Genomic DNA, 20,901 nt, shown 5'->3' on the forward strand with positions numbered 1-20,901 from the left:
CACGATTTGAAAACCTACAAAAATCTAATTAAAATTATATATGGCAGAAGGAGAAAAACTTATTCCAATTAACATTGAAGATGAAATGAAATCGGCTTACATTGATTATTCAATGTCAGTCATTGTGTCACGTGCTTTACCAGATGTAAGAGATGGTTTAAAACCAGTACATAGACGTGTATTATTTGGTATGCATGAGTTAGGTGTTAGATCTAATACGGCACACAAAAAGTCAGCAAGAATTGTTGGTGAGGTTTTAGGTAAGTATCATCCTCATGGTGATACTTCAGTTTATGATACAATGGTACGTATGGCTCAAGAGTGGAGTTTACGTTATATGTTAGTAGATGGACAAGGAAACTTTGGTTCGATAGATGGAGATAGTCCAGCAGCAATGCGTTATACAGAAGCTCGTATGCGTAAAATATCTGAAGACATGTTGGCAGATATTGATAAAGAAACTGTAGATCATAAATTAAATTTTGATGATACTTTACAAGAACCAACAGTATTACCAACAAGAATCCCTGGGCTTTTAGTCAATGGAGCATCTGGTATTGCAGTAGGTATGGCTACAAATATGCCTCCTCATAACCTAAGTGAAGTTGTTGATGGTATTATAGCTTATATTGAAAATAGCGATATAGAAATTGATGAGCTAATTACCCACGTTAAAGCACCAGATTTTCCAACTGGAGGAACTATTTATGGTTACGATGGTGTTAGAGAAGCGTTTAAAACAGGACGTGGTCGTATAGTTATAAGAGGAAAAGCTGTTATTGAAGAAGTTGATGGTAAAGAATCTATAATTGTTACTGAAATTCCTTATCAAGTTAACAAAGCAGATATGATTAAAAAGACTGCTGACTTGGTAAATGAGAAGAAAATTGAAGGCATTTCTACCATTAGAGATGAGTCTGATAGAAATGGTATGCGAGTTGTTTATGTTTTAAAGCGTGATGCCATTCCAAATATCGTTTTAAATACCTTATATAAGTATACCGCTTTACAGTCTTCATTTAGTGTTAACAATATTGCTTTAGTGAAGGGTAGACCTCAACTATTGAACCTTAAGGAAATGATTCATCATTTTGTTGAGCATAGACATGAGGTGGTTACACGTAGAACTGTTTATGAGTTGCGAAAAGCTGAAGAACGTGCTCATATTTTAGAAGGGTTAATAATTGCTTCTGATAATATTGATGAAGTTATTGCAATAATTAGAGCATCTTCAAACGCAGATGAAGCTCGTGAGAAATTAATTGAAAGATTTAAACTTTCAGAAATTCAAGCAAAAGCTATTGTTGAAATGCGTTTGCGTCAGTTAACAGGTTTAGAACAAGATAAATTGCGTTCTGAGTATGAAGAGTTGATGAAAACCATAGAAGATTTAAAAGATATTCTTGATAAAAAAGAACGTCGAATGGACATCATTAAAGAAGAGTTAGTTGAAGTTAAAGCTAAATATGGTGATGAGCGTCGTTCTAAAATAGAATATGCTGGAGGAGATTTAAGTATTGAAGATATGATTGCAGATGAACAGGTAGTAATTACCATTTCACATGCTGGATATATAAAACGAACTTCTCTTACGGAATATAAAACTCAAAATAGAGGAGGTGTTGGTCAAAAAGCATCAACAACTCGTAATGAAGATTTCTTAGAACATTTATTTGTTGGAACAAACCATCAATACATGTTGTTCTTTACTCAAAAAGGAAAATGTTTCTGGATGCGTGTTTATGAAATTCCAGAAGGAAGTAAAACATCAAAAGGTAGAGCAATTCAAAACCTTATAAATATTGAGCAAGATGATAAAGTAAAAGCATTTATATGTACTCAAGATTTAAAAGATGAAGATTATATTAATAGTCATTATGTAATTATGGCTACCAAACAAGGTCAAGTTAAAAAAACATCATTAGAACAATATTCTAGACCTCGTACAAATGGTATTAATGCTATCACAATTAAGGATGACGACGAGCTATTAGAAGCTAAATTAACCACAGGGCAAAGTCAGGTAATGTTGGCATTAAAGTCTGGTAAAGCTATCAGATTTGAAGAAGCAAAAACTAGACCAATGGGACGTAATGCGTCTGGAGTTAGAGGTATTAGACTAGCAAATGATAAAGATGAAGTAATTGGAATGGTTGCTATTGAAAACCCAATGGAAGAATCTGTATTAGTAGTTTCAGAAAATGGATATGGTAAACGAAGTTTTATTGACGATCCAGAAGATGGAGAAGCAGTTTACAGAATTACTAATAGAGGAGGAAAAGGAGTGAAAACTATCTCAATTACCTCAAAAACAGGCAACTTAGTATCTATTAAAAGCGTAAGCGATGACGACGATTTAATGATTATCAATAAATCTGGAATAGCAATACGTATGGCTGTTGCCGATTTACGAGTTATGGGAAGAGCTACACAAGGTGTTAAGCTAATAAACCTTAAGGGAAGTGATTCTATTGCAGCTGTTGCAAAAGTAATGAAAGACGAAGACGAAGACTCTGAAAATATTGATGAATTATCTGAAAACCAACCTTCTGCAGAAGATGGCACAACTCTTGATAATTCTGAAGATGAAAACAATAATTAACATTAAACATTAAATTAACTTAACAATGAAAAAACACGTTATCATAGCTTTGGCACTTTTAGTAAGTACCTTTTCTTTTTCCCAAAAAGATGAATTAAAAGATGCGGAAAAAGCTATTAAATCTGGAAATTATGCAGATGCTAAAACGGCAATCAAAGCTGCTGAATCTCTTATAGGAAATGCTGATGACAAGACAAAAGCAAAGTTTTATTATCTAAAAGGGCAAGCTTATTATGCTAATGGAACTGCAGCGAATAATGATTTGGATACTGCAATCGAAAGTTTAAATATGGTGGAAAAGGTAGAAGGTGGAAGTGGTAAATATTCTTCTGACGTAGCTGAAATTAAAAAAGGTATGCTATCTAATTTCTTAACTAAAGCTAACGATGCTTTAGGAAAGAAAAATTATGCTGTTTCTTCAAATGGTTTTGAAAAAGCTTACAGAATGTCAACAAAAGACACTATTTATCTTTATTATGCAGCAGCAACTGCGGTAAATGGACAAGATTATAACAATGCACTTTCTTATTACGAAGAACTTAAAGATTTAGGTTTTAAGGGAGTTGAGATGGAATATACTGCTGTTAATAAAGAATCAGGTGAGGTTGAGCCATTTGATAGTAAATCACTTAGAGATATTTCTGTTAGAGCAGGTACACATATTACTCCTAAAGACACCAAAACAGAATCTAAAAGTGCCGAAATTGTAAAAAACATAGCTTTAATTTATGTTAACAATGGCGAAAATGAAAAGGCAATTTCAGCTATGAAAGATGCTAGAAAGGCTAACCCAGAAGATTTAGGATTATTATTATCTGAAGCAAATGTGCAGTTAAAAATGGGTAATAAAGATGAGTTTAAAAAATTAATTGAAGAGGCTACAACTAAAGATCCAAAAAATGCTGAATTACAATATAATTTGGGTGTTTTAGCTGCAGAAGCAGGAGATATTGCTACTGCTAAAAAATATTATGACAAAGCAATTGCTATAGACCCTAATTATTCTGATGCGCAAACTAATATGGCTGTACTAATATTAAATGGTGAGCAAAAAATTATTGAAGAAATGAATTCTTTAGGTAGTTCTGCTGCTGATAATAAAAAGTATGATGCTCTTAAATTAAAAAGAGAAGAAATTTATAAAGAAGCTATCCCATATTTAGAAGCATCTTTAAGAATTAAACCAAATAATTTACAAGCAGCAAAAACACTAATGAATATCTATAGTGCTATTGATGATAGAGAAAACTTTAAAATATTAAAGGGTAAAGTTGAAGCATTAGAAGCTGGTGGAGGAAATTAATTTTTTCACAATCATTTATAAAAAAAAGCTACTCAAATATGAGTAGCTTTTTTTATATAATCTTTTTTATGACTCTCAGTTTATGAGTATGAACACCTTTGTCTACATTGTAAATTCCTGAGTGATCTAATCTATCAATTCTCACTTTGCCATGAGCATGAATAATGTAATTATCTTCCATTATAATTCCTACATGAACAATACTGCCTTCGCTATTATCAAAAAAAGCTAAATCGCCAGGCTCACTTTCTTCAATAAAACTTAATGCAGTACCTTGAGTTGCTTGTTGTGAAGCATCTCTTAAAAGCTTATAGCCGTTAAGTTTATAAACCATTTGTGTAAATCCTGAACAATCAATGCCAAAAGGCGTTTTTCCTCCCCAAAGATATGGTGCATTTATATAAGAAAAAGCAGTTTTTATTATATCATCTTTTGGATTAACGGTATTTACAAAATTTCCATCAAAAGTATGATTAAGAATTTTTGAACCATTTAAAGAAGATCCTAATGGAATTGTATAAAGTTTATTGTTGGAATCTTGAATAAACTCAACTAAATCTGAAGAAAGTTTCGGAGCTTCACTTTTTAAAAATTTATAATCTTCTTCAGTGATTTCAAAATACTGTTTATTATCAATCCACCCTTCATATTTGTCAAAAGCAATTCGAATTTTACTCCAATTTTTTCGTTGCTCTAAAACTTTAAAAAAATCACCATATAATACTTGAGAAACCATTTCACTAGTATCAGTTGGCTCTAATCTTAGAGGAACTATGCTTAAATTACAAATACCGTATTGCATTAATAGGTTTTAATTACGTTCTATAACAATTGCTGAAGCGCCTCCACCACCATTACAAATAGCAGCAGCACCAATTTTTGCATTATTTTGTTCTAAAACATTAAGTAATGTAATTATAATTCTGACACCAGAACATCCTAGAGGGTGACCAAGTGATACAGCTCCACCATTTACATTTACGTTACTATCATTTAAACCTAATATTTTCATATTTGCTAAACCAACTACTGAAAATGCTTCATTAAATTCAAAATAATCAACATCATCTAATGAAATACCTGCTTTGTCTAAAGCTTTTGGTAATGCTTTTGCAGGAGCAGTAGTAAACCATTCTGGTTCATGAGCAGCATCTGCATAGCTTTTTATTGTGGCTAGAGGCTTTAAACCTAATTCAATAGCTTTTTCTTTACTCATTAATACCATTGCTCCAGCACCATCATTTATAGTTGAAGCATTAGCAGCAGTTACAGTACCATCTTTAGTAAATGCAGGGCGAAGTGAAGGAATTTTGTCTAGCAATACATTGGTATATTCCTCATCTTTATTTACAACTATCGCATCACCACGACGTTGAGGAACTTCAACAGGTACAATTTCATTATCAAACTTTCCAGAATTCCAAGCATCAGTTGAACGTTTATAAGATTGAATAGCAAAAGCGTCTTGATCTTCACGAGAAAAATTATATTCAGTGGCGCATGCATCTGCACAAACTCCCATAGCGTTATTATCATAAGCATCAACTAATCCATCACGTTGCATACCATCTTCTAATGTTGCGGGTCCAAATTTAGTTGCAGTTCTTGCATGATAGTAATGAGGTATTAAACTCATGTTTTCCATACCTCCAGCAACAACAACATCAACATCGCCAAGTGCAATTGCTTGTGCGGCTTGCATTACAGCTTTCATACCAGATGCACAAACTTTATTAACTGTTGTACAAGGTACTGTATTTGGTATACCAGCATATATTGCAGCTTGCCTTGCAGGCGCTTGACCTGTTCCAGCTTGCACAACGTTACCCATAATTACTTCCTGAACTAATTCTGGTTTTAAGTTTATTTTATCTAACGCACCTTTTATTGCAATAGCTCCTAATTTAGGTGCAGGAATTGTTGATAAGGCTCCTAAAAAGCTCCCAATAGGTGTTCTAGCTGCTGATACAATAACTACTTCTTTACTCATTTCGTGTTGCATTTTATTTAATTGTCGCAAAATTAATCAATTTTTAATAGAATTTAGAAGGAAAACAAGATTATAAAAGCATAAAAACTTCTATATTTTATTACATTTGAAAACCTATTGTAACATATAAATGAACAGGATAATAAATAAATGGTATAAAAATCATGCACTTATATATAAGGTTATACTTTTTTTGAGTACAACTTTTTTTATAGTATATCTTTTTCCAAAAAGTGGAAAATTCAAATATAGTTTTGACAAAGGTAAACCATGGCAATCTGAGAGCTTATATGCTCCATTTAATTTTGCTGTTAAAAAAACTAAAGAAGAACTAGATACTGAAAGAAGAATTATAATTGAAAACAGTCCTATATACTTTAACGTTAATTCTAATATAAAAGAAGAGGTTTTAGTAAATTATAAGAACAAATTTAACTCTGTGTTTGTTGACTCTTTAACACGAAATAAACTCCAATTATATGCTATAGGTAAATCTTTATTAGATGATTGTTATAAGTATGGAGTTTTAGATGAAAAATATGATTATTCAAATGACAAAAGAGCAATACTATTAGAGAATCAAGTTCAAAAAATAAATATTGTTTTCTCCCAACTTTTTACTCTAGATTCATTTAAATCTAAAACTGAACAAAAATTAATTTCCTCTGGATTTTCAAATCAGCAAGCTGCTTTTAATACAATCATAAATGATATATTAAAGCCTAATGTTACTCTAAATAAGTCTATAACTCAAAAAGCACTTCAAGAAGAACTAGATAAAGTTTCACTAGCAAGAGGCAGTATAGAAAAAGGGGCTTTAATTATCTCTAAAAGAGAGCAAGTTGAAGGCGAAAAATACAATATTTTAAAATCGTTAGAGGCAGAATATGAGTCACAAATTTGGAGTGCAACAAATTACAACTGGGTAATTTTTGCCTATACACTATTAGTAGCACTTGCTCTTTTGATGCTTTTACTTTTTTTAAGAAAATATAGGATGGATGTATTTTTAAATAATACTAAAGTCACATTTATATTTTTTAACATGTTGCTGATGATTTTATTAACAACATTAATAATTAATTATGACGCTAAGTTTGTATATGTTGTACCTCTTTGTGTATTGCCTTTGGTTTTAAAAGCATTTTTTGATGCAAGGTTAGGATTGTTTGCTCACGTACTCACAGTATTGTTATTGGGCTTTATTGTGCCAAATAGCTACGAGTATATGTTTTTGCAAATTATTGCTGGAATTGTAACGATTCTTACTGTATCTGAGTTATATAAACGTGCTAACTTGTTTATATCTGTAGGACAAATAACATTAATTTATATTATAGCATATTTCGCGTTTTTTGTAATTCATGAAGGCAGCATATCCAATATAAGGGTTGAAACTTTTGGAATGTTTATACTTTGCGGACTAGCAACATTATTTGTTCAACCATTAATATATATATATGAAAAACTTTTTGGCTTAGTTTCAGATGTTTCGCTTTTAGAACTTTCTGATACAAATACTAAACTATTGAAAGAATTATCAGATAAAGCTCCAGGAACTTTTCATCATTCATTAAATGTTGCAAACTTAGCTGAAGCTTCTGCAAACGAGATTGGAGCAAATGCAATGTTAGTAAGAGTAGGAGCATTGTATCATGATATTGGGAAAATGAAGAATCCTACTTATTTTACAGAAAATCAATCAACAGGAATTAATCCACATGATGAATTATCCTCAACAGAAAGTGCAAGAGTTATAATTAATCATGTTATTGATGGAGTAGAAATAGCAAAAAAATATAATTTACCAGATAGAGTTATTGATTTTATTAGGACCCATCATGGAACTAGTTTGGTGTATTATTTTTATTCAAAAGAAAAAGAGTATGATGTAAGTATTAATGATGAAGATTTTAAATATCCTGGACCAAAACCATATAGTAAGGAAACTGCAATTTTAATGATGTGTGATAGTGTTGAAGCAGCCTCAAAAAGCTTAAAAGAACCATCATCAACAAAAATTGATGCATTTGTAGAATCGATTATAAACAAACAAATGGAAAATGGGCAGTTTTTAAATGCTAATATTACCTTTAAAGAAATTGAATCTATAAAGAAAGTATTAAAAAATAAACTAGCTAATATCTTCCATCTCAGGATAGAATATCCAGAATAAAAATTTAAGAACAAAAAGTTTAAAAAATAGTTGCGTTCTTTATAATGAAAACTTACATTTGCATCCGCATTTATAAAGCGTACGTTCATAAAATATTGGAGAGTTGCCAGAGTGGTTAATGGAGCAGTTTGCTAAACTGTCGACGGGAAACTGTCGCGTGGGTTCGAATCCCACACTCTCCGCAATAATAGATAATCGATTCGGGGTGTAGCGTAGCCCGGTTATCGCGCCGCGTTTGGGACGCGGAGGTCGCAGGTTCGAATCCTGCCACCCCGACAAATTTAGAGTTACGGGCTCGTAGCTCAGCTGGATAGAGCACCTCCCTTCTAAGGAGGCGGTCATAGGTTCGAATCCTATCGGGCTCACAAAAAGTCTTAACAGAAATGTTAGGACTTTTTTGTTTTATAATTCTTTTATAATCAATTAGTTATTTTTTGTTTTCTTACAATTTTAGAGTGCAGTTTGTCGATTTTTACTATTAAAAAGTGTATTTCATCGAATTTATTGGTTATTTTAACGAGTAATTTGATTGTCTTAAATTTATTTTAACATATATTTGCCTACATAATTTCATTTAAACCCCAAATCAAATGAAAACCTACTTAAATAAAGCAATTGCTTTTGCAATTTTGCTTACTTCATTTTATAATTGTGCTATTGAATCAATAGACAATTTGCAAGATCAATCAATCGATATAATTAATATTGAGGATTCTCAAGCAAACACTTGTACTGGTATTTCTCCAAAAGCAAGAATGACCAACAATGGAACGATTCCATTCGATTTTGAGATTTATGACTCTAGTGGTAGTTTAATTATTGGATTCTATAATGTTTTACCAAGTACACAAACTGATTGGTATTCATTTGATGAAGATAATACCATATTTGTTGTAGAGAATGATTCTGTTGAAGATCAAAAAGTTTCACACCAAATGGAAAACTGTACTGAGATAAATTTAGAAATAGATTCTAATAATCTGTTAACTAACGCTCAGCCTCAGCAAGCTTCTAACTAATTTTAGAGCAAACTAATACAATTTTTTCTTCATTAAGATTTGTAGTAAAGAATAGGAATTTATTCCCACCATCTTTAATTCTAGTCTTTTTTCGGATTTGTTCAACCGTTTCAGGAAAGTTACGAGTAGTAATATTTGCTTTAGTTATGTTTAAGTCTTTTAGCTGTTTCTTGCTGTAAGCGATAACAGATTCAATTTTAAAACACCTGCCTGGGAACTCAATAACCTCATCATTTGTGTATAAATGCGAGTGTTTATGAAGCTTTAGGACTTGTAGTTGTTTTGATACTGAATTAAATGCACCAGCTTTTAGTATTGCTGAATTTGGCTCATAAAGATAGGTGAGTGGTAGGTTACAATTTGAAACTATGTTAGATTCATCTTCTAGATAAAAATTGAAGCTTTCTGTAAAATCGTTTTTTAGATTTGTTGTTTGTAATTCAATTTTTGAGTTATAATTCTCTTCTAAAATCCAGAGTAGTTCTTTAACCTCATTGTTAATTGCTACTATATGAATAGTTTTTACATGTTTTAATTCATTAATTCCAATAGAAATATCTAACAAAGGAGAGGTCTTTATCATCACATTTTTTGAATGCTGAAATAACAAATCTATATGTTCAGGAATATTAGGTAAACAATCGCTTAGCATAAAAACTTTGCCTTTACTATCATGTCGTCTAGATGGATCTACATAAATCCAATCGTATTTAGTATTGCAATTTTTTAAGTATTCAATTCCATCAGTTAAGATGGTATTAATATTAGTAGATTTTAGTTGCTTGTAGTTATGTTTAACAATTTGATGTAGCTCATCATTTATTTCGCAATGAGTAACATTTTTAAATTGTTTTGAGAAATAATAACAATCTACTCCAAAACCTCCTGTTAAATCAATTATTGAATTACCACTAATTAATGACGATTTGTGCTTAGCAGTAATCTCTGATGATGTTTGCTCTATGTTAAGCTTATTTGGATAGTATATTCTTTCTGTTGCGTACCAAGTTGGTAGTTTTGTTTCACACTTTTTTTTAGATTCAATTTGCTCAATAATTTCTAAAGTTTCAACAGAATTAAATTGTGTTCCTTTTAGAATTAAAGAAGTAATATCAGAATTTAAATTATTATTTATAAACTCCTGAATACTAGTATTTAAAATTGATTCATTCAATGTGATACTATAAATCTTTTGTGAGTCGCTTAACTATTTTATTTTCAGATAAAAACTCTTTTAATATCACTTTAATAGCTGTGTAAGTTGGTACAGCTACAACCATACCTATAATCCCAAAAAGAATTCCAGCAATTATTATTATTAAGAAAATTTCTAAAGGATGAGATTTTACACTTTTTGAAAAAATTATTGGCTGACTAACAAAATTATCTACTAGTTGAGCAATAATAAAACCAATAAACACATAAATTGTTTTTGGTAGAATTACATCACTAAAACTTTGCCCTAAAAAGCTAGTCATTGTTAGTATTATTACTAAAGATGCACTAATTAATGGACCAACATATGGTATAAGGTTAAGTAAGGCACATAAAAAAGCAATAACAATTGCATTATGTACACCAAATATAAGTAGTACAATAGTATATAATATGAATAGAATTAAAATCTGGAAAACGAGTCCAACAAAGTATCTAGATAGTAAATCCTTAATTTTTGTTGATGAGTTTTTCCAGCGCGATTCTTTATTATCAGGAATAAAAGTCATTATACCACTTTCAAATAACTTACTATCCTTTAAGAAGAAAAACGATATAAATATTACTGAAAACAAGCCTATAGTAAAACTACCAAAACCGCTAATTAAACCATTAAGAAGGTCTGGAATTATAGCAAAATCTATTTTTTCTAAGAGATTAGATTGCTTTATAGTTTCTTGGACATCTATTTGGTTGACTTCAAAATAGGTTACTATTTGCTGATATAAATCTTGAATATTAGCTTGTAACTCATTCATGTTTAAAAGAGCCAAATTATGACTCTGCTCTATAATTAAAGGAATGAATAAGCTTACTAAACCAAGTAGTACAAGTACAAGAAGTGTCATTGTAACAATAACAGCTAATGTATTATTAAACTTTAATTTTCTGCATAAAAATAAAACTACAGGTCTACCAATTAATGATACAACTGCAGCAATGGCTATGTAAATAATTACAGATTGAATTTGATATAAAAAATATAAAACCAGAAATATACCTAGTATTATTCCTAGAGCACGTAAAATACCGTTAGCAATTATTTTTGAATTCATATTGTAAATATAATTGAATTTTAGGTTTTATACTTTTGTATTTTTAGTTAACTGTTTGGTTATTTCGTAGAATGCAATTGTAGTTGCTTGAACAACATTCATACTACTGTTTTGTCCAAACATATTAATATGAATTACTACATCAGATAGATTTAATACTTCTTCAGAAATGCCAAAATTTTCGTCACCAACAATTAATGCTATAGGTTGTTGTATTGGAATTTTATAAGTATTAATAGGCTTACTGTTTGATGTAATTTCTAGAGCAACAATAAAATAACCTTTATCCTTAAGTGTTTTTACTTCATTAAGAGTATTAATGCAGATTTTATAGCTAACCACTTTTTCTGTAGCTCTAGAGGTTTTCGTTATTTTTCTTCCAATAGTAATATTGTCTCCACAAAATATAATGCCTTCAATACCAAACGCGTCTGCGCTTCTAAATAAGCTACCAATATTAGGAGCATTAGAAACGTTTTCGCAAACCAAAGTAATCGGAAATGTTTCTTTGTTAAAAGTTGTATTGTAATGGTTTAGTTGCATCCAAATATTTTAGAAAGAATAGCAATTGAAATTTAAACATTTACAAGATAGATGTGAAGGGATTGTTCCAAAACATGAATAGTAATAATGATAACTATCTATTCCAGTAGAATAAGTATGTTCATTAATTTCTGGCATAGATTGGAAGATAAATGATAAACAAATAAAAACGGAAAAGAGTTTTGTAATTATTGAGTGCTTTTTCATATATCTAGCTTAATGCTCAAAAGCGTATTTCACAATATTAGCTCCCATTTTTAATGCTTTTTCTCTTACTTCAAATGGGTCATTATGTACTTCTTCATCTTCCCAACCATCACCTAAATCGCTTTCAAAAGTAAATAACAAGACTAATCTGCCTTCATGAAAAATTCCAAAAGCTTGAGGACGTTTTCCTTCGTGTTCATGAATTTTCGGTAAACCTTCAGGAAATTTAAAAGCAATGTTAAAAATTTCATGAGTTTTTGGAAGCTCTATCAGCTCTTTATCAGGAAACACTTTCTTTAACTCTTTTGTTATATATGGTTGCATTCCGTAATTGTCATCAATATGCAAAAACCCACCAGAAATAAGATAATTTCTTAAATTTTCAGCGTCTGCTTCACTAAAAAATACATTTCCATGACCTGTCATGTGTAACATTGGGTATTGAAAAATATCAATACTACTTGGTTCTACAGTTTCTGGTTTTGGATTTATTTTGGTGTTAATATTTGCGTTGCAAAATGCGATTAAATTTGGAACAGAAGTTGGGTTGCCATACCAATCGCCACCACCTTTATATTTAAGCACAGCTATGTCTTGTGATAACATAACTAACGAGAAGAGTGAAAATAAAATTGAAAAAGTGGTTTTCATATATTATTCATTAACAAATGCGATACTATGGCAAGCAACAATTGCTGCTGTTTCGGTTCGTAATCTAGTTTCTCCCAAAGTTACAGGAATAAATCCATTTTGAAGCGCTTGCTTGATTTCTTTAACACTAAAATCGCCTTCAGGACCAATTAGTATTAATACATCTTCATTTGGTTGTAACTCTTTTTTGAAAGACTTTTTATCTGTTTCTTCACAATGCGCAATAAATTTTTGACCAGTAAATTCTTGTTTTACAAACTCTTTAAATGATATAGTATTATTAAGTTTTGGCATGTAATAATGCAAAGATTGTTTCATAGCAGATTGTAGAATTTTTTCAAAACGATCTATTTTAATAACTTTTCGTTCGCTATGATCGCAAATAATAGGAGTAATGGTATCTATTCCTATTTCGGTAGCTTTTTCTAAAAACCATTCATATCTGTCGTTCATTTTTGTTGGAGCAACAGCTATATGAACATTATATTTTCTTTCTGGTTTAAAAGCTTTAGACGTTATTGTTGCGATGCAGTTTTTAATATCAGCTAATGTTATTTCGGCAATAAAAAGCCAACCTTTACCATTAGTAATATGTAAGTCATCACCAACCGATTTTCGTAATACTTTTACAATATGTTTGCTTTCTTCACGATCAAAGGTGATTTGAGAAGTATTCTCGTTGACATCTGGATTGAAAAACAATTGCATTATTTAATGTTTTCGGTCACTTTTAAAACTTTTATTTCTTCAATAAGTTTTGTGTCGTGCGTTTTTAAAATTACATAATACCATTGACGATCAGGAATATCTACTGTAAAAATATCATCAACTTTATATGAAGAATTAATAACTGCGTCTTCAAACTCAGGCACCATATCACCATGAGTAAACCATCCTAAATCGCCACCTCTATTAGCACTATCATCCATTGAGTATAAGCTAGCTAGGTCTTTAAAACGAAAACCATCTTTATACTTTTTAATAATTTTAGCACGCAATTCGGCTATTTCTTCAGCTGATTTTTTTGAACCATCTAAATAGATATAACTAATTCTGAAATATGGAATTTCATGTTTATCAATAATCTTGTAATAAGTTTTATCAATATCTGTCTTTATAGTTTTTTTTTCTCCTCTACCTAATGCAAATAAATCATCAGCTAATGGTGTTTTGTGCTTTTCTTTGTTGAATGTGATTATTTGTCCTTTATAGGATTTATTGGTTTCAATAAATTTTGTGGCTTGAGTTTCATCTTGAATAGAATCTAATTGACTCTCAAAATTGTTTTGTGAAACTGCGATGCAGCTTAATAAAATTAAAAAAGTGGTTAGTAGGTTTTTAAGCATAATTAGGTTTTTAGAATTTAATTCAAATTTAAAAGGAAAGTTTAAGTATTAAACAGGAATTAATTTAAGTTTTTAAGAATTGATTGTTTACAACTTGCTTTGGTAAGTTATATCTTCAACCTAGCAGAAGCAATAACATTTTGTTCTGCAAAATCACCTTCTAGATATTTTAAATACCCAACAATGGCAATCATAGCTGCATTATCTGTTGTAAACTCAAATTTAGGCACATAAGTTGTCCATCCAAACTTTGCTTCACCATCTTTTAAAGCTTTACGTATTCCAGAATTAGCTGAAACACCTCCACCAATAGCAATATGTTTTATTCCTGTTTGCTTTGATGCTATTTTAAGTTTATCAATCAATATTCCAATGATAGTATATTGTATAGAAGCGCAAATATCATTCAAATTATCTTCAATAAAATTTGGATTTTCCTTCGTTTCCTTTTGAATAAAATATAAAATCGCAGTTTTAAGTCCCGAAAAACTAAAATTTAATCCATCAACTTTGGGTTTTGTAAACTTAAAAGCTTTCGGATTACCAATTTGTGCACGTTTGTCAATTTCTGGTCCAGCAGGATAACCTAAACCAAGTATTTTTCCACTTTTATCAAAAGCTTCACCAACAGCATCATCAATAGTTTCGCCAATAACTTCCATATCAAAATAATGATTCACCTTTACAATTTGTGTGTGACCACCAGAAATCGTCATCGCTAAAAACGGAAAAGGAGGCTTATTAAAACCTTCTTCATCAATAAAATGAGCCAAAATATGAGCAGACATGTGGTTAACATCTATTAAAGGAATACCTAAACCATAGGCTAATGATTTTGCAAACGATGTACCAACAAGTAAAGAACCCATTAGTCCAGGACCTCTTGTAAAAGCAATTGCACTTAACTGCGATTTATCTATATTTGCTTTTTTAAGTGCTTGATCTACAACAGGAACAATGTTTTGCTGATGTGCTCTAGATGCCAATTCTGGCACTACACCACCATATTCAATATGAATTTTTTGACTCGCAACAACATTGCTTAAAATCTTTCCGTTAAGCATTACAGAAGCCGCTGTATCATCACATGACGACTCAATACCAAGAATATAAATATTTTGTGAAGACATTATTAAAATTTAGGCACAATAATTGTTAATTTTGACTTCAAAGTTATAACTTTAATACGTATCAAAAAATTCTTCAAAATAATATCAAAAATTGCAGCAATACTTTTGCTGCTTTTCATCATTTTGATGTTGGTGCTTTCTATTTCTTCAGTTCAAACTTTTATAGGTAATAAAGTAACAAAACGTATTAACGACGAGTTTAAAACCAATATTAGTATTGGCCAAGTTGGTTTACAGTTTAATGGCGATGTAGAATTGAAAAATATTTACATTCAAGATTATAAAAAAGACACGTTAATTAATATTAATGAACTTAATACATCAATTTTAAGTTTTAAAAAGCTTTACGACGGAAAATTAACCTTTGGTGATATTGATGTTTATGGCTTAACATTTAATATTAAAACCTATAAAGGAGAAGAAGACACGAATTTAGATGTGTTTGTTGCTAAGTTTGATGAAGATAACCCTCGAGAAGAAAAAAGCCAGTTTTTATTATCTTCTAGTGATGTGTCTATTTATGAAGGTGTTTTTAGAATGACAAACGAGAACAAAGAAACACCAAAAATTATCGAGTTTAATGATTTAAACCTTAATGCCACTAATTTTTTAATTAATGGAAGCGATGTAAGTGCAAGAATTAATACACTAGCGTTTAAAGACAGTAGAGGTTTAGAGGTGAAAAATATGGTTACTAATTTTGAATATACATTAGACCATATGAGTTTTCAGAATATGAGTATAAAAACTACAAACTCATTTTTAGTAGGCGATGTAAGGTTTAACTATAAAAGAGAGGATTTACAGTTTTTTACAGATAAAGTAGAGGTTGTTGCAAACTTTAGTGCATCTGATATATTATTGGATGAGTTAAATACTTTTTATAATGAGTTTGGCACTAATCAGCATGCAAAACTTAGTGCAAATATTACTGGTACACTAAATAATTTACAAGCCAATAATTTAAAAGTTACTACAAGCTCACAAACAAGAATATATGGAGATATAAACTTTAAAAACCTCTTTAATAGTCAAGACGATAATTTTGTGTTAGATGGCAGGTTTGATGATTTATCTTCAAATTATTACGATTTAAGAGCTCTTTTGCCAAATCTTTTGGGTGAATCTATACCAACAATATTTAGTAAGCTTGGTAATTTTTCTATTAATGGAACTTCAAATATTTCATCAACAGCAATTAGAGCAAATTTAGATATTCATACAGGTATTGGTCATATAACCTCTGATATGTATTTATCTCAAATAGATAATATAGATAATGCTAAATATAAAGGTAAAGTTATTTTTAATGAGTTCGACTTAGGAGTTCTACTAAACGATCCTACTGTTAAACTTACATCATTTGATTTAGATGTGGACGGAAAAGGGTTTACCCTTAAAAATTTAAATACAGATGTAAAAGGACATATATTTTCTTTAGATTATAATAATTATGTCTATAAAAATGCTGAGATTTCTGGAGAACTAGGTAATAATGTTTTTAACGGGTTACTAATCTCTAATGATGAGAATTTTAAATTTAAGTTTAATGGTTTAGCAGATTTATCAAAAGATATTAAGGCATTAGATTTTACGGCTGATGTTGAATACGCAAATTTAAGTGCACTAAATTTTATTCAGAAAGATAGTATTTCAATCTTTAAAGGTAATGTATCTATGTCTATGAAAGGATCTAATATAGATGATGCTTATGGTAACTTATCCTTTAAAAATACAACATACATAAATCAGAATGATGAATATTATTTTGAAGATTTTGATATAACATCACGATTTGATAATGACAAAAGAATTATACATGTAAATTCTCCTGATATAATTGAAGGTAGTGTAGTAGGGAATTTTAAATTTAAAGATATTAGTAAGCTTATTGAGAACTCTGTAGGAAGTATATACACAAATTATAAGCCTTACAAAATTGAACCAAATCAGTATTTAGATTTTAATTTCACAATTTATAATAAAATAGTAGAGGTCTTCTATCATAAATTGGAGCTCGGTAAAAATACTTTTGTAAAAGGAAGGGTTGAAAGTGACGAAAGAGGATTTAATTTAACTTTTAAATCTCCACAAATAAAACTCCAAGACTATTTTGCTAATAATATCAGCTTAAAAATAGATAATAGCAATCCGCTGTTTAACACGTTTGTTGAGATAGATTCTTTAAATACAAACTACTATAACGTATCTAAATTCAACCTCATTAATGTTACAATGAGAGATACACTCTTTATTAAATCTGAATTTAAAGGAGGCAAAAGAAACAAAGATGATTATAATTTAAGTTTGTTTTACACTATAAATAAAGAGAACAAATCTGTTGTAGGGTTTAAAAAATCTAACGTAACATTTAAAGATAATACTTGGGAGATTAATGAAAAAAGAGATAGGTTAAACAAGATTACCTTCGATAGAGATTTTAAGCAATTTGATATTGATAATATTGTAATGAATCATCTTAATGAAGAGATTGAACTCTCAGGAGTTGTTAGAGATTCAACATATAAAAACATAAAGCTAAACTTTAAAGATGTCGATTTAACCAAAATTACACCACGACTCGATAGCATATCCTTTGCAGGTAATGTTAATGGTAAATTAGAAGTTTTACAACAAAATGGAGTATATGTGCCAAATTCTAATGTGCTTATAAGTAAGTTTAAGTTTAATGAGCATGAATTGGGTAACTTAAAGGCAGATATAATTGGTAACAAATCACTTACAAATTATACTGTGGATGTATTGTTGCAGAATGATAAGTTAAAATCGCTAATTGCTAAAGGAGATATAGATGTTAGTTCAAAAAACTCTAGTATAAATTTAGATATAAATTTTGATGAGTTTCAGTTAGAACCACTTAATGTATTTGGCGTTGGTGTCATTGAAAATATTCGAGGAGTTGCTTCTGGTAGAGCTAAAGTTTCTGGAAGTCTTAAAAAACCACAAATTAATGGAGATTTAATATTAAACAATGCAGGATTAACTATTCCATATTTAAATGTTGATTATGCTTTCGATTTTGACACAGAGGTAAAATTAGAACAACAAAAATTTGTGTTTAACGATGTTACACTAACAGACTCTGAATATTTCTCTAGAGCTAACCTAAATGGATATATAAGCCATAATAATTTTTCCGATTGGAAACTCGGACTAGATATAGATACAAACAGATTATTAGTACTTAATACCCAAGATTCTGAAGAGTCTCTTTATTACGGAACAGGATTTATAAAAGGAACCGCAAGTATTTATGGACCAACAGATCAATTAGTAATCAAAGTAGATGGAAGTACTGAGCCAGGTACTGTTTTTAAAATTCCGTTAAATGATATGGAGAGTTTTGGTGACAATTCATATTTACATTTTTTAAGTCCTGAAGAAAAAGCAGCTCGTTTGCGAGGTGAACAAATTGCCGACACAGAAATTAAAGGGTTAGAACTAGACTTCAATTTAGATGTAAAGCAAAACGCAGATATAGAGATTGTTATTGATAGAAACTCTGGAAGTACAATTCGTGGTAATGGCGAAGGGAACTTACTTTTTAATATCAATACCAATGGAAAGTTTAAGATGTGGGGAGACTTTTCGATTTATCGAGGAACCTATAATTTTAAGTATGGTGGCCTTTTTGAAAAAACGTTTTTTGTTGAACAAGGTGGAAAAATAGAGTGGGAAGGCGATCCTATGAAAGCCCAGTTAAATTTAAAGGCTATATACACAACTAACGCAAATCCATCGGTATTATTAGATAATCCAATAAATCGAACAATCCCTGTTGAAGTAGAAATTAACCTAACAGGTCAATTAGAGCAACCAGAGCCAGATTTTACGTTTAATTTCCCTAATGTAAGTTCAACTATAAAATCAGAGTTAGACTATCGTTTAGAATCTAAAGAGAGTAGAGATAACCAAGCTATATACTTGTTAGCCACTGGATCTTTTGCTAGTGATATTAGTCTTGGTCAGCAGGCTTATGGTACAATTGCCGATAGAGTAAATGGATTAGTTAATAGCTTTTTTGATAATGGAGATGGTAAATTTGATATAAATCTTAATTTAAAACCAAGTGAGGTTACTCCAGATTACAGATCAGATACCGAAGTTGGTTTAACTCTACGTACAAAAATTAGTGAAAGAGTTTTAATTAATGGTAAAGTTGGAGTACCAGTTGGAGGTGTTAATGAGACTGTTATTGCTGGTGATGTTCAAATTGATGTACTATTAAATGAAGATGGTTCACTTACAGCCAAGTTTTTTAACCGAGAAAACAACATACGTAATTTTGGTGAAGAGATTGGCTATACTCAAGGAGTAGGATTATCATATAATGTAGAGTTTGATACTTTTAAAGAATTGTTTCAAATCATCTTTTCTGGAAAGAACAAAAAAGAAAAAAAGGATGAAAAAAAGAAAGATGATCAGGCAACAAAAAGAGACGATGAAAATCTTCCAGATTACATCACTATGAAGCAAAAAACAGATAAAAAAGAAAATTAAATCCATTATTTTTTAACTTTTTTCCATCTTTTTATTAACGAAAACGTTTGAGTTTTTGAGTGTCTGTTAAATTATCTCAAATAGTACTATATTTCTAATAATTGTTTACTAGCTTTACTTTTCAAACGAAAAAATACATGTCAAAAAGCATAAAAAAAATTGGTGTGATGACCTCTGGAGGCGACTCTCCAGGAATGAATGCTGCCATTCGATCTGTTGTTAGAACTTGTGCATATCACAATATAGAATGTGTTGGGATTTATCGTGGCTACGAAGGAATGATTGAAGGTGATTTTAAAGAGTTAAATGCTCGTAGTGTAAAAGGAATAATTAATAAAGGAGGTACAGTTTTAAAATCGGCTCGTTCAAATGAATTTAGAACACCTGAAGGACGCAAAAGTGCTCACAAAAAACTTACTGAAGCTAATATTGATGCATTAGTATTAATTGGAGGTGATGGTACATTTACAGGAGGATTATTTTTTAATAAAGAATTTAACTTTCCTGTAATTGGTATTCCTGGAACCATAGATAATGATATATATGGCACAACACACACACTTGGCTTTGATACAGCCTTAAATACAGTAGTTGAATGCATTGATAAAATTAGAGATACAGCAAGCTCTCATAACCGATTATTTTTTGTTGAAGTAATGGGTCGCGATGTTGGCCACATAGCTTTAAATGCAGGAGTTGGTGCAGGAGCAGAGGAGATATTAATCCCTGAAGAAGATTTAGGATTAGAACGCCTTTTGGAATCTTTAAGACGAAGTAAACAATCTGGTAAATCATCAAGTATTGTGGTTGTAGCTGAAGGTGATAAAATTGGTAAAAATGTTTTTGAGCTTAAAGACTACGTAGAAGCAAATATGACTGAATATGAAGTTAGAGTTTCAGTTTTAGGCCATATGCAAAGAGGAGGTTCTCCTTCTTGTTTTGATAGAGTTTTAGCAAGTAGAATGGGAGTAAAGGCTGTTGAAAGTTTATTAGAAGGTAAAACTAATTATATGGTTGGTCTTCTTAATGATGAAATAGCATTAACACCTTTAGAGCAAGCAGTAAAAGGAAAATCAAAAATTAATAAAGAATTATTACGCGTGTCAGACATCATGTCGACATAATAAACAATTAAAAAAGAAA

At 30.5% G+C, this 20,901-nt stretch carries 15 protein-coding genes and 3 tRNA genes; 9 read left to right on the top strand and 9 right to left on the bottom strand.

Annotated elements, in window-relative coordinates; genetic code table 11:
* Nucleotides 1–40 precede the first annotated feature (40 nt).
* The gene (gyrA, locus tag IEW41_RS07040; RefSeq protein ID WP_188605638.1) at nucleotides 41–2,602 is read left to right on the top strand and encodes a DNA gyrase subunit A; all 2,562 of its coding nucleotides are present in this window, start codon (nucleotides 41–43) and stop codon (nucleotides 2,600–2,602) included.
* A gap of 25 nt (nucleotides 2,603–2,627) precedes the next feature.
* Nucleotides 2,628–3,905, top strand: a complete 1,278-nt coding sequence (locus tag IEW41_RS07045; RefSeq protein WP_188605639.1) for a tetratricopeptide repeat protein — start codon at nucleotides 2,628–2,630, stop codon at nucleotides 3,903–3,905.
* 52 nt (nucleotides 3,906–3,957) lie between these two features.
* On the opposite strand, the gene IEW41_RS07050 is transcribed toward IEW41_RS07045, so the two are convergent.
* Together IEW41_RS07050 and IEW41_RS07055 are read right to left on the bottom strand one after the other, a co-directional pair.
* Nucleotides 3,958–4,707, bottom strand: coding sequence for a C40 family peptidase (locus tag IEW41_RS07050; protein ID WP_188605640.1), 750 nt, complete (start codon nucleotides 4,705–4,707; stop codon nucleotides 3,958–3,960).
* A 9-nt stretch (nucleotides 4,708–4,716) separates the two neighbouring features.
* The gene (locus IEW41_RS07055; RefSeq protein ID WP_188605641.1) at nucleotides 4,717–5,895 is read right to left on the bottom strand and encodes an acetyl-CoA C-acyltransferase; all 1,179 of its coding nucleotides are present in this window, start codon (nucleotides 5,893–5,895) and stop codon (nucleotides 4,717–4,719) included.
* Between the two features lie 130 nt (nucleotides 5,896–6,025).
* Here IEW41_RS07055 and IEW41_RS07060 point away from each other — a divergent pair, with 130 nt between their 5' ends.
* The 5 genes from IEW41_RS07060 (at nucleotide 6,026) to IEW41_RS07080 (ending at nucleotide 9,090) form a co-directional block, all read left to right on the top strand.
* Nucleotides 6,026–8,071: an HD family phosphohydrolase gene (locus IEW41_RS07060; RefSeq protein ID WP_188605642.1), complete on the top strand. Its 2,046-nt coding sequence runs from the start codon at nucleotides 6,026–6,028 to the stop codon at nucleotides 8,069–8,071.
* Nucleotides 8,072–8,168: 97 nt separating this feature from the next.
* Nucleotides 8,169–8,253: transfer RNA gene (locus IEW41_RS07065), tRNA-Ser, on the top strand.
* A gap of 19 nt (nucleotides 8,254–8,272) precedes the next feature.
* Nucleotides 8,273–8,347: transfer RNA gene (locus IEW41_RS07070), tRNA-Pro, on the top strand.
* Nucleotides 8,348–8,362: 15 nt separating this feature from the next.
* Nucleotides 8,363–8,436, top strand: a tRNA-Arg gene (locus IEW41_RS07075).
* A gap of 225 nt (nucleotides 8,437–8,661) precedes the next feature.
* Nucleotides 8,662–9,090, top strand: a complete 429-nt coding sequence (locus IEW41_RS07080) for a hypothetical protein (protein ID WP_188605643.1) — start codon at nucleotides 8,662–8,664, stop codon at nucleotides 9,088–9,090.
* On the opposite strand, the gene IEW41_RS07085 is transcribed toward IEW41_RS07080, so the two are convergent.
* The 7 genes from IEW41_RS07085 to tsaD form a co-directional block, all read right to left on the bottom strand.
* Nucleotides 9,083–10,264: a THUMP-like domain-containing protein gene (locus IEW41_RS07085; protein WP_188605644.1), complete on the bottom strand. Its 1,182-nt coding sequence runs from the start codon at nucleotides 10,262–10,264 to the stop codon at nucleotides 9,083–9,085. The genes IEW41_RS07080 and IEW41_RS07085 overlap by 8 nt on opposite strands.
* Nucleotides 10,265–10,271: 7 nt before the next feature.
* Nucleotides 10,272–11,360: an AI-2E family transporter gene (locus tag IEW41_RS07090; RefSeq protein ID WP_188605645.1), complete on the bottom strand. Its 1,089-nt coding sequence runs from the start codon at nucleotides 11,358–11,360 to the stop codon at nucleotides 10,272–10,274.
* A gap of 27 nt (nucleotides 11,361–11,387) precedes the next feature.
* On the bottom strand, nucleotides 11,388–11,903 hold the full coding sequence (locus IEW41_RS07095; protein WP_188605646.1) for a TrmH family RNA methyltransferase: 516 nt from the start codon (nucleotides 11,901–11,903) through the stop codon (nucleotides 11,388–11,390).
* 216 nt (nucleotides 11,904–12,119) lie between these two features.
* Nucleotides 12,120–12,761: a DUF4159 domain-containing protein gene (locus IEW41_RS07100; RefSeq protein ID WP_188605647.1), complete on the bottom strand. Its 642-nt coding sequence runs from the start codon at nucleotides 12,759–12,761 to the stop codon at nucleotides 12,120–12,122.
* 3 nt (nucleotides 12,762–12,764) lie between these two features.
* Nucleotides 12,765–13,469, bottom strand: a complete 705-nt coding sequence (locus IEW41_RS07105; protein ID WP_188605648.1) for a 16S rRNA (uracil(1498)-N(3))-methyltransferase — start codon at nucleotides 13,467–13,469, stop codon at nucleotides 12,765–12,767.
* Nucleotides 13,469–14,107, bottom strand: a complete 639-nt coding sequence (locus tag IEW41_RS07110) for a peptidylprolyl isomerase (protein WP_188605649.1) — start codon at nucleotides 14,105–14,107, stop codon at nucleotides 13,469–13,471. Before IEW41_RS07110 ends, IEW41_RS07105 begins: the two co-directional genes overlap by 1 nt.
* Before the next feature lie 107 nt (nucleotides 14,108–14,214).
* Entirely contained in the window at nucleotides 14,215–15,237 is a 1,023-nt protein-coding gene (gene tsaD, locus IEW41_RS07115) for a tRNA (adenosine(37)-N6)-threonylcarbamoyltransferase complex transferase subunit TsaD (RefSeq protein WP_188605650.1), read from the bottom strand.
* 105 nt (nucleotides 15,238–15,342) lie between these two features.
* On the opposite strand from tsaD, the gene IEW41_RS07120 reads away from it, so the two are divergent.
* A complete protein-coding gene (locus IEW41_RS07120; protein ID WP_229660192.1) occupies nucleotides 15,343–19,758 on the top strand; it encodes a translocation/assembly module TamB domain-containing protein in 4,416 nt (1,471 codons plus the stop codon).
* A gap of 137 nt (nucleotides 19,759–19,895) precedes the next feature.
* Nucleotides 19,896–20,882, top strand: coding sequence for a 6-phosphofructokinase (gene pfkA / locus IEW41_RS07125; RefSeq protein WP_188605651.1), 987 nt, complete (start codon nucleotides 19,896–19,898; stop codon nucleotides 20,880–20,882).
* Nucleotides 20,883–20,901 lie beyond the last annotated feature (19 nt).

Origin of the sequence: Aquaticitalea lipolytica (assembly GCF_014641635.1) — a bacterium.
Lineage (GTDB): Bacteria > Bacteroidota > Bacteroidia > Flavobacteriales > Flavobacteriaceae > Aquaticitalea > Aquaticitalea lipolytica.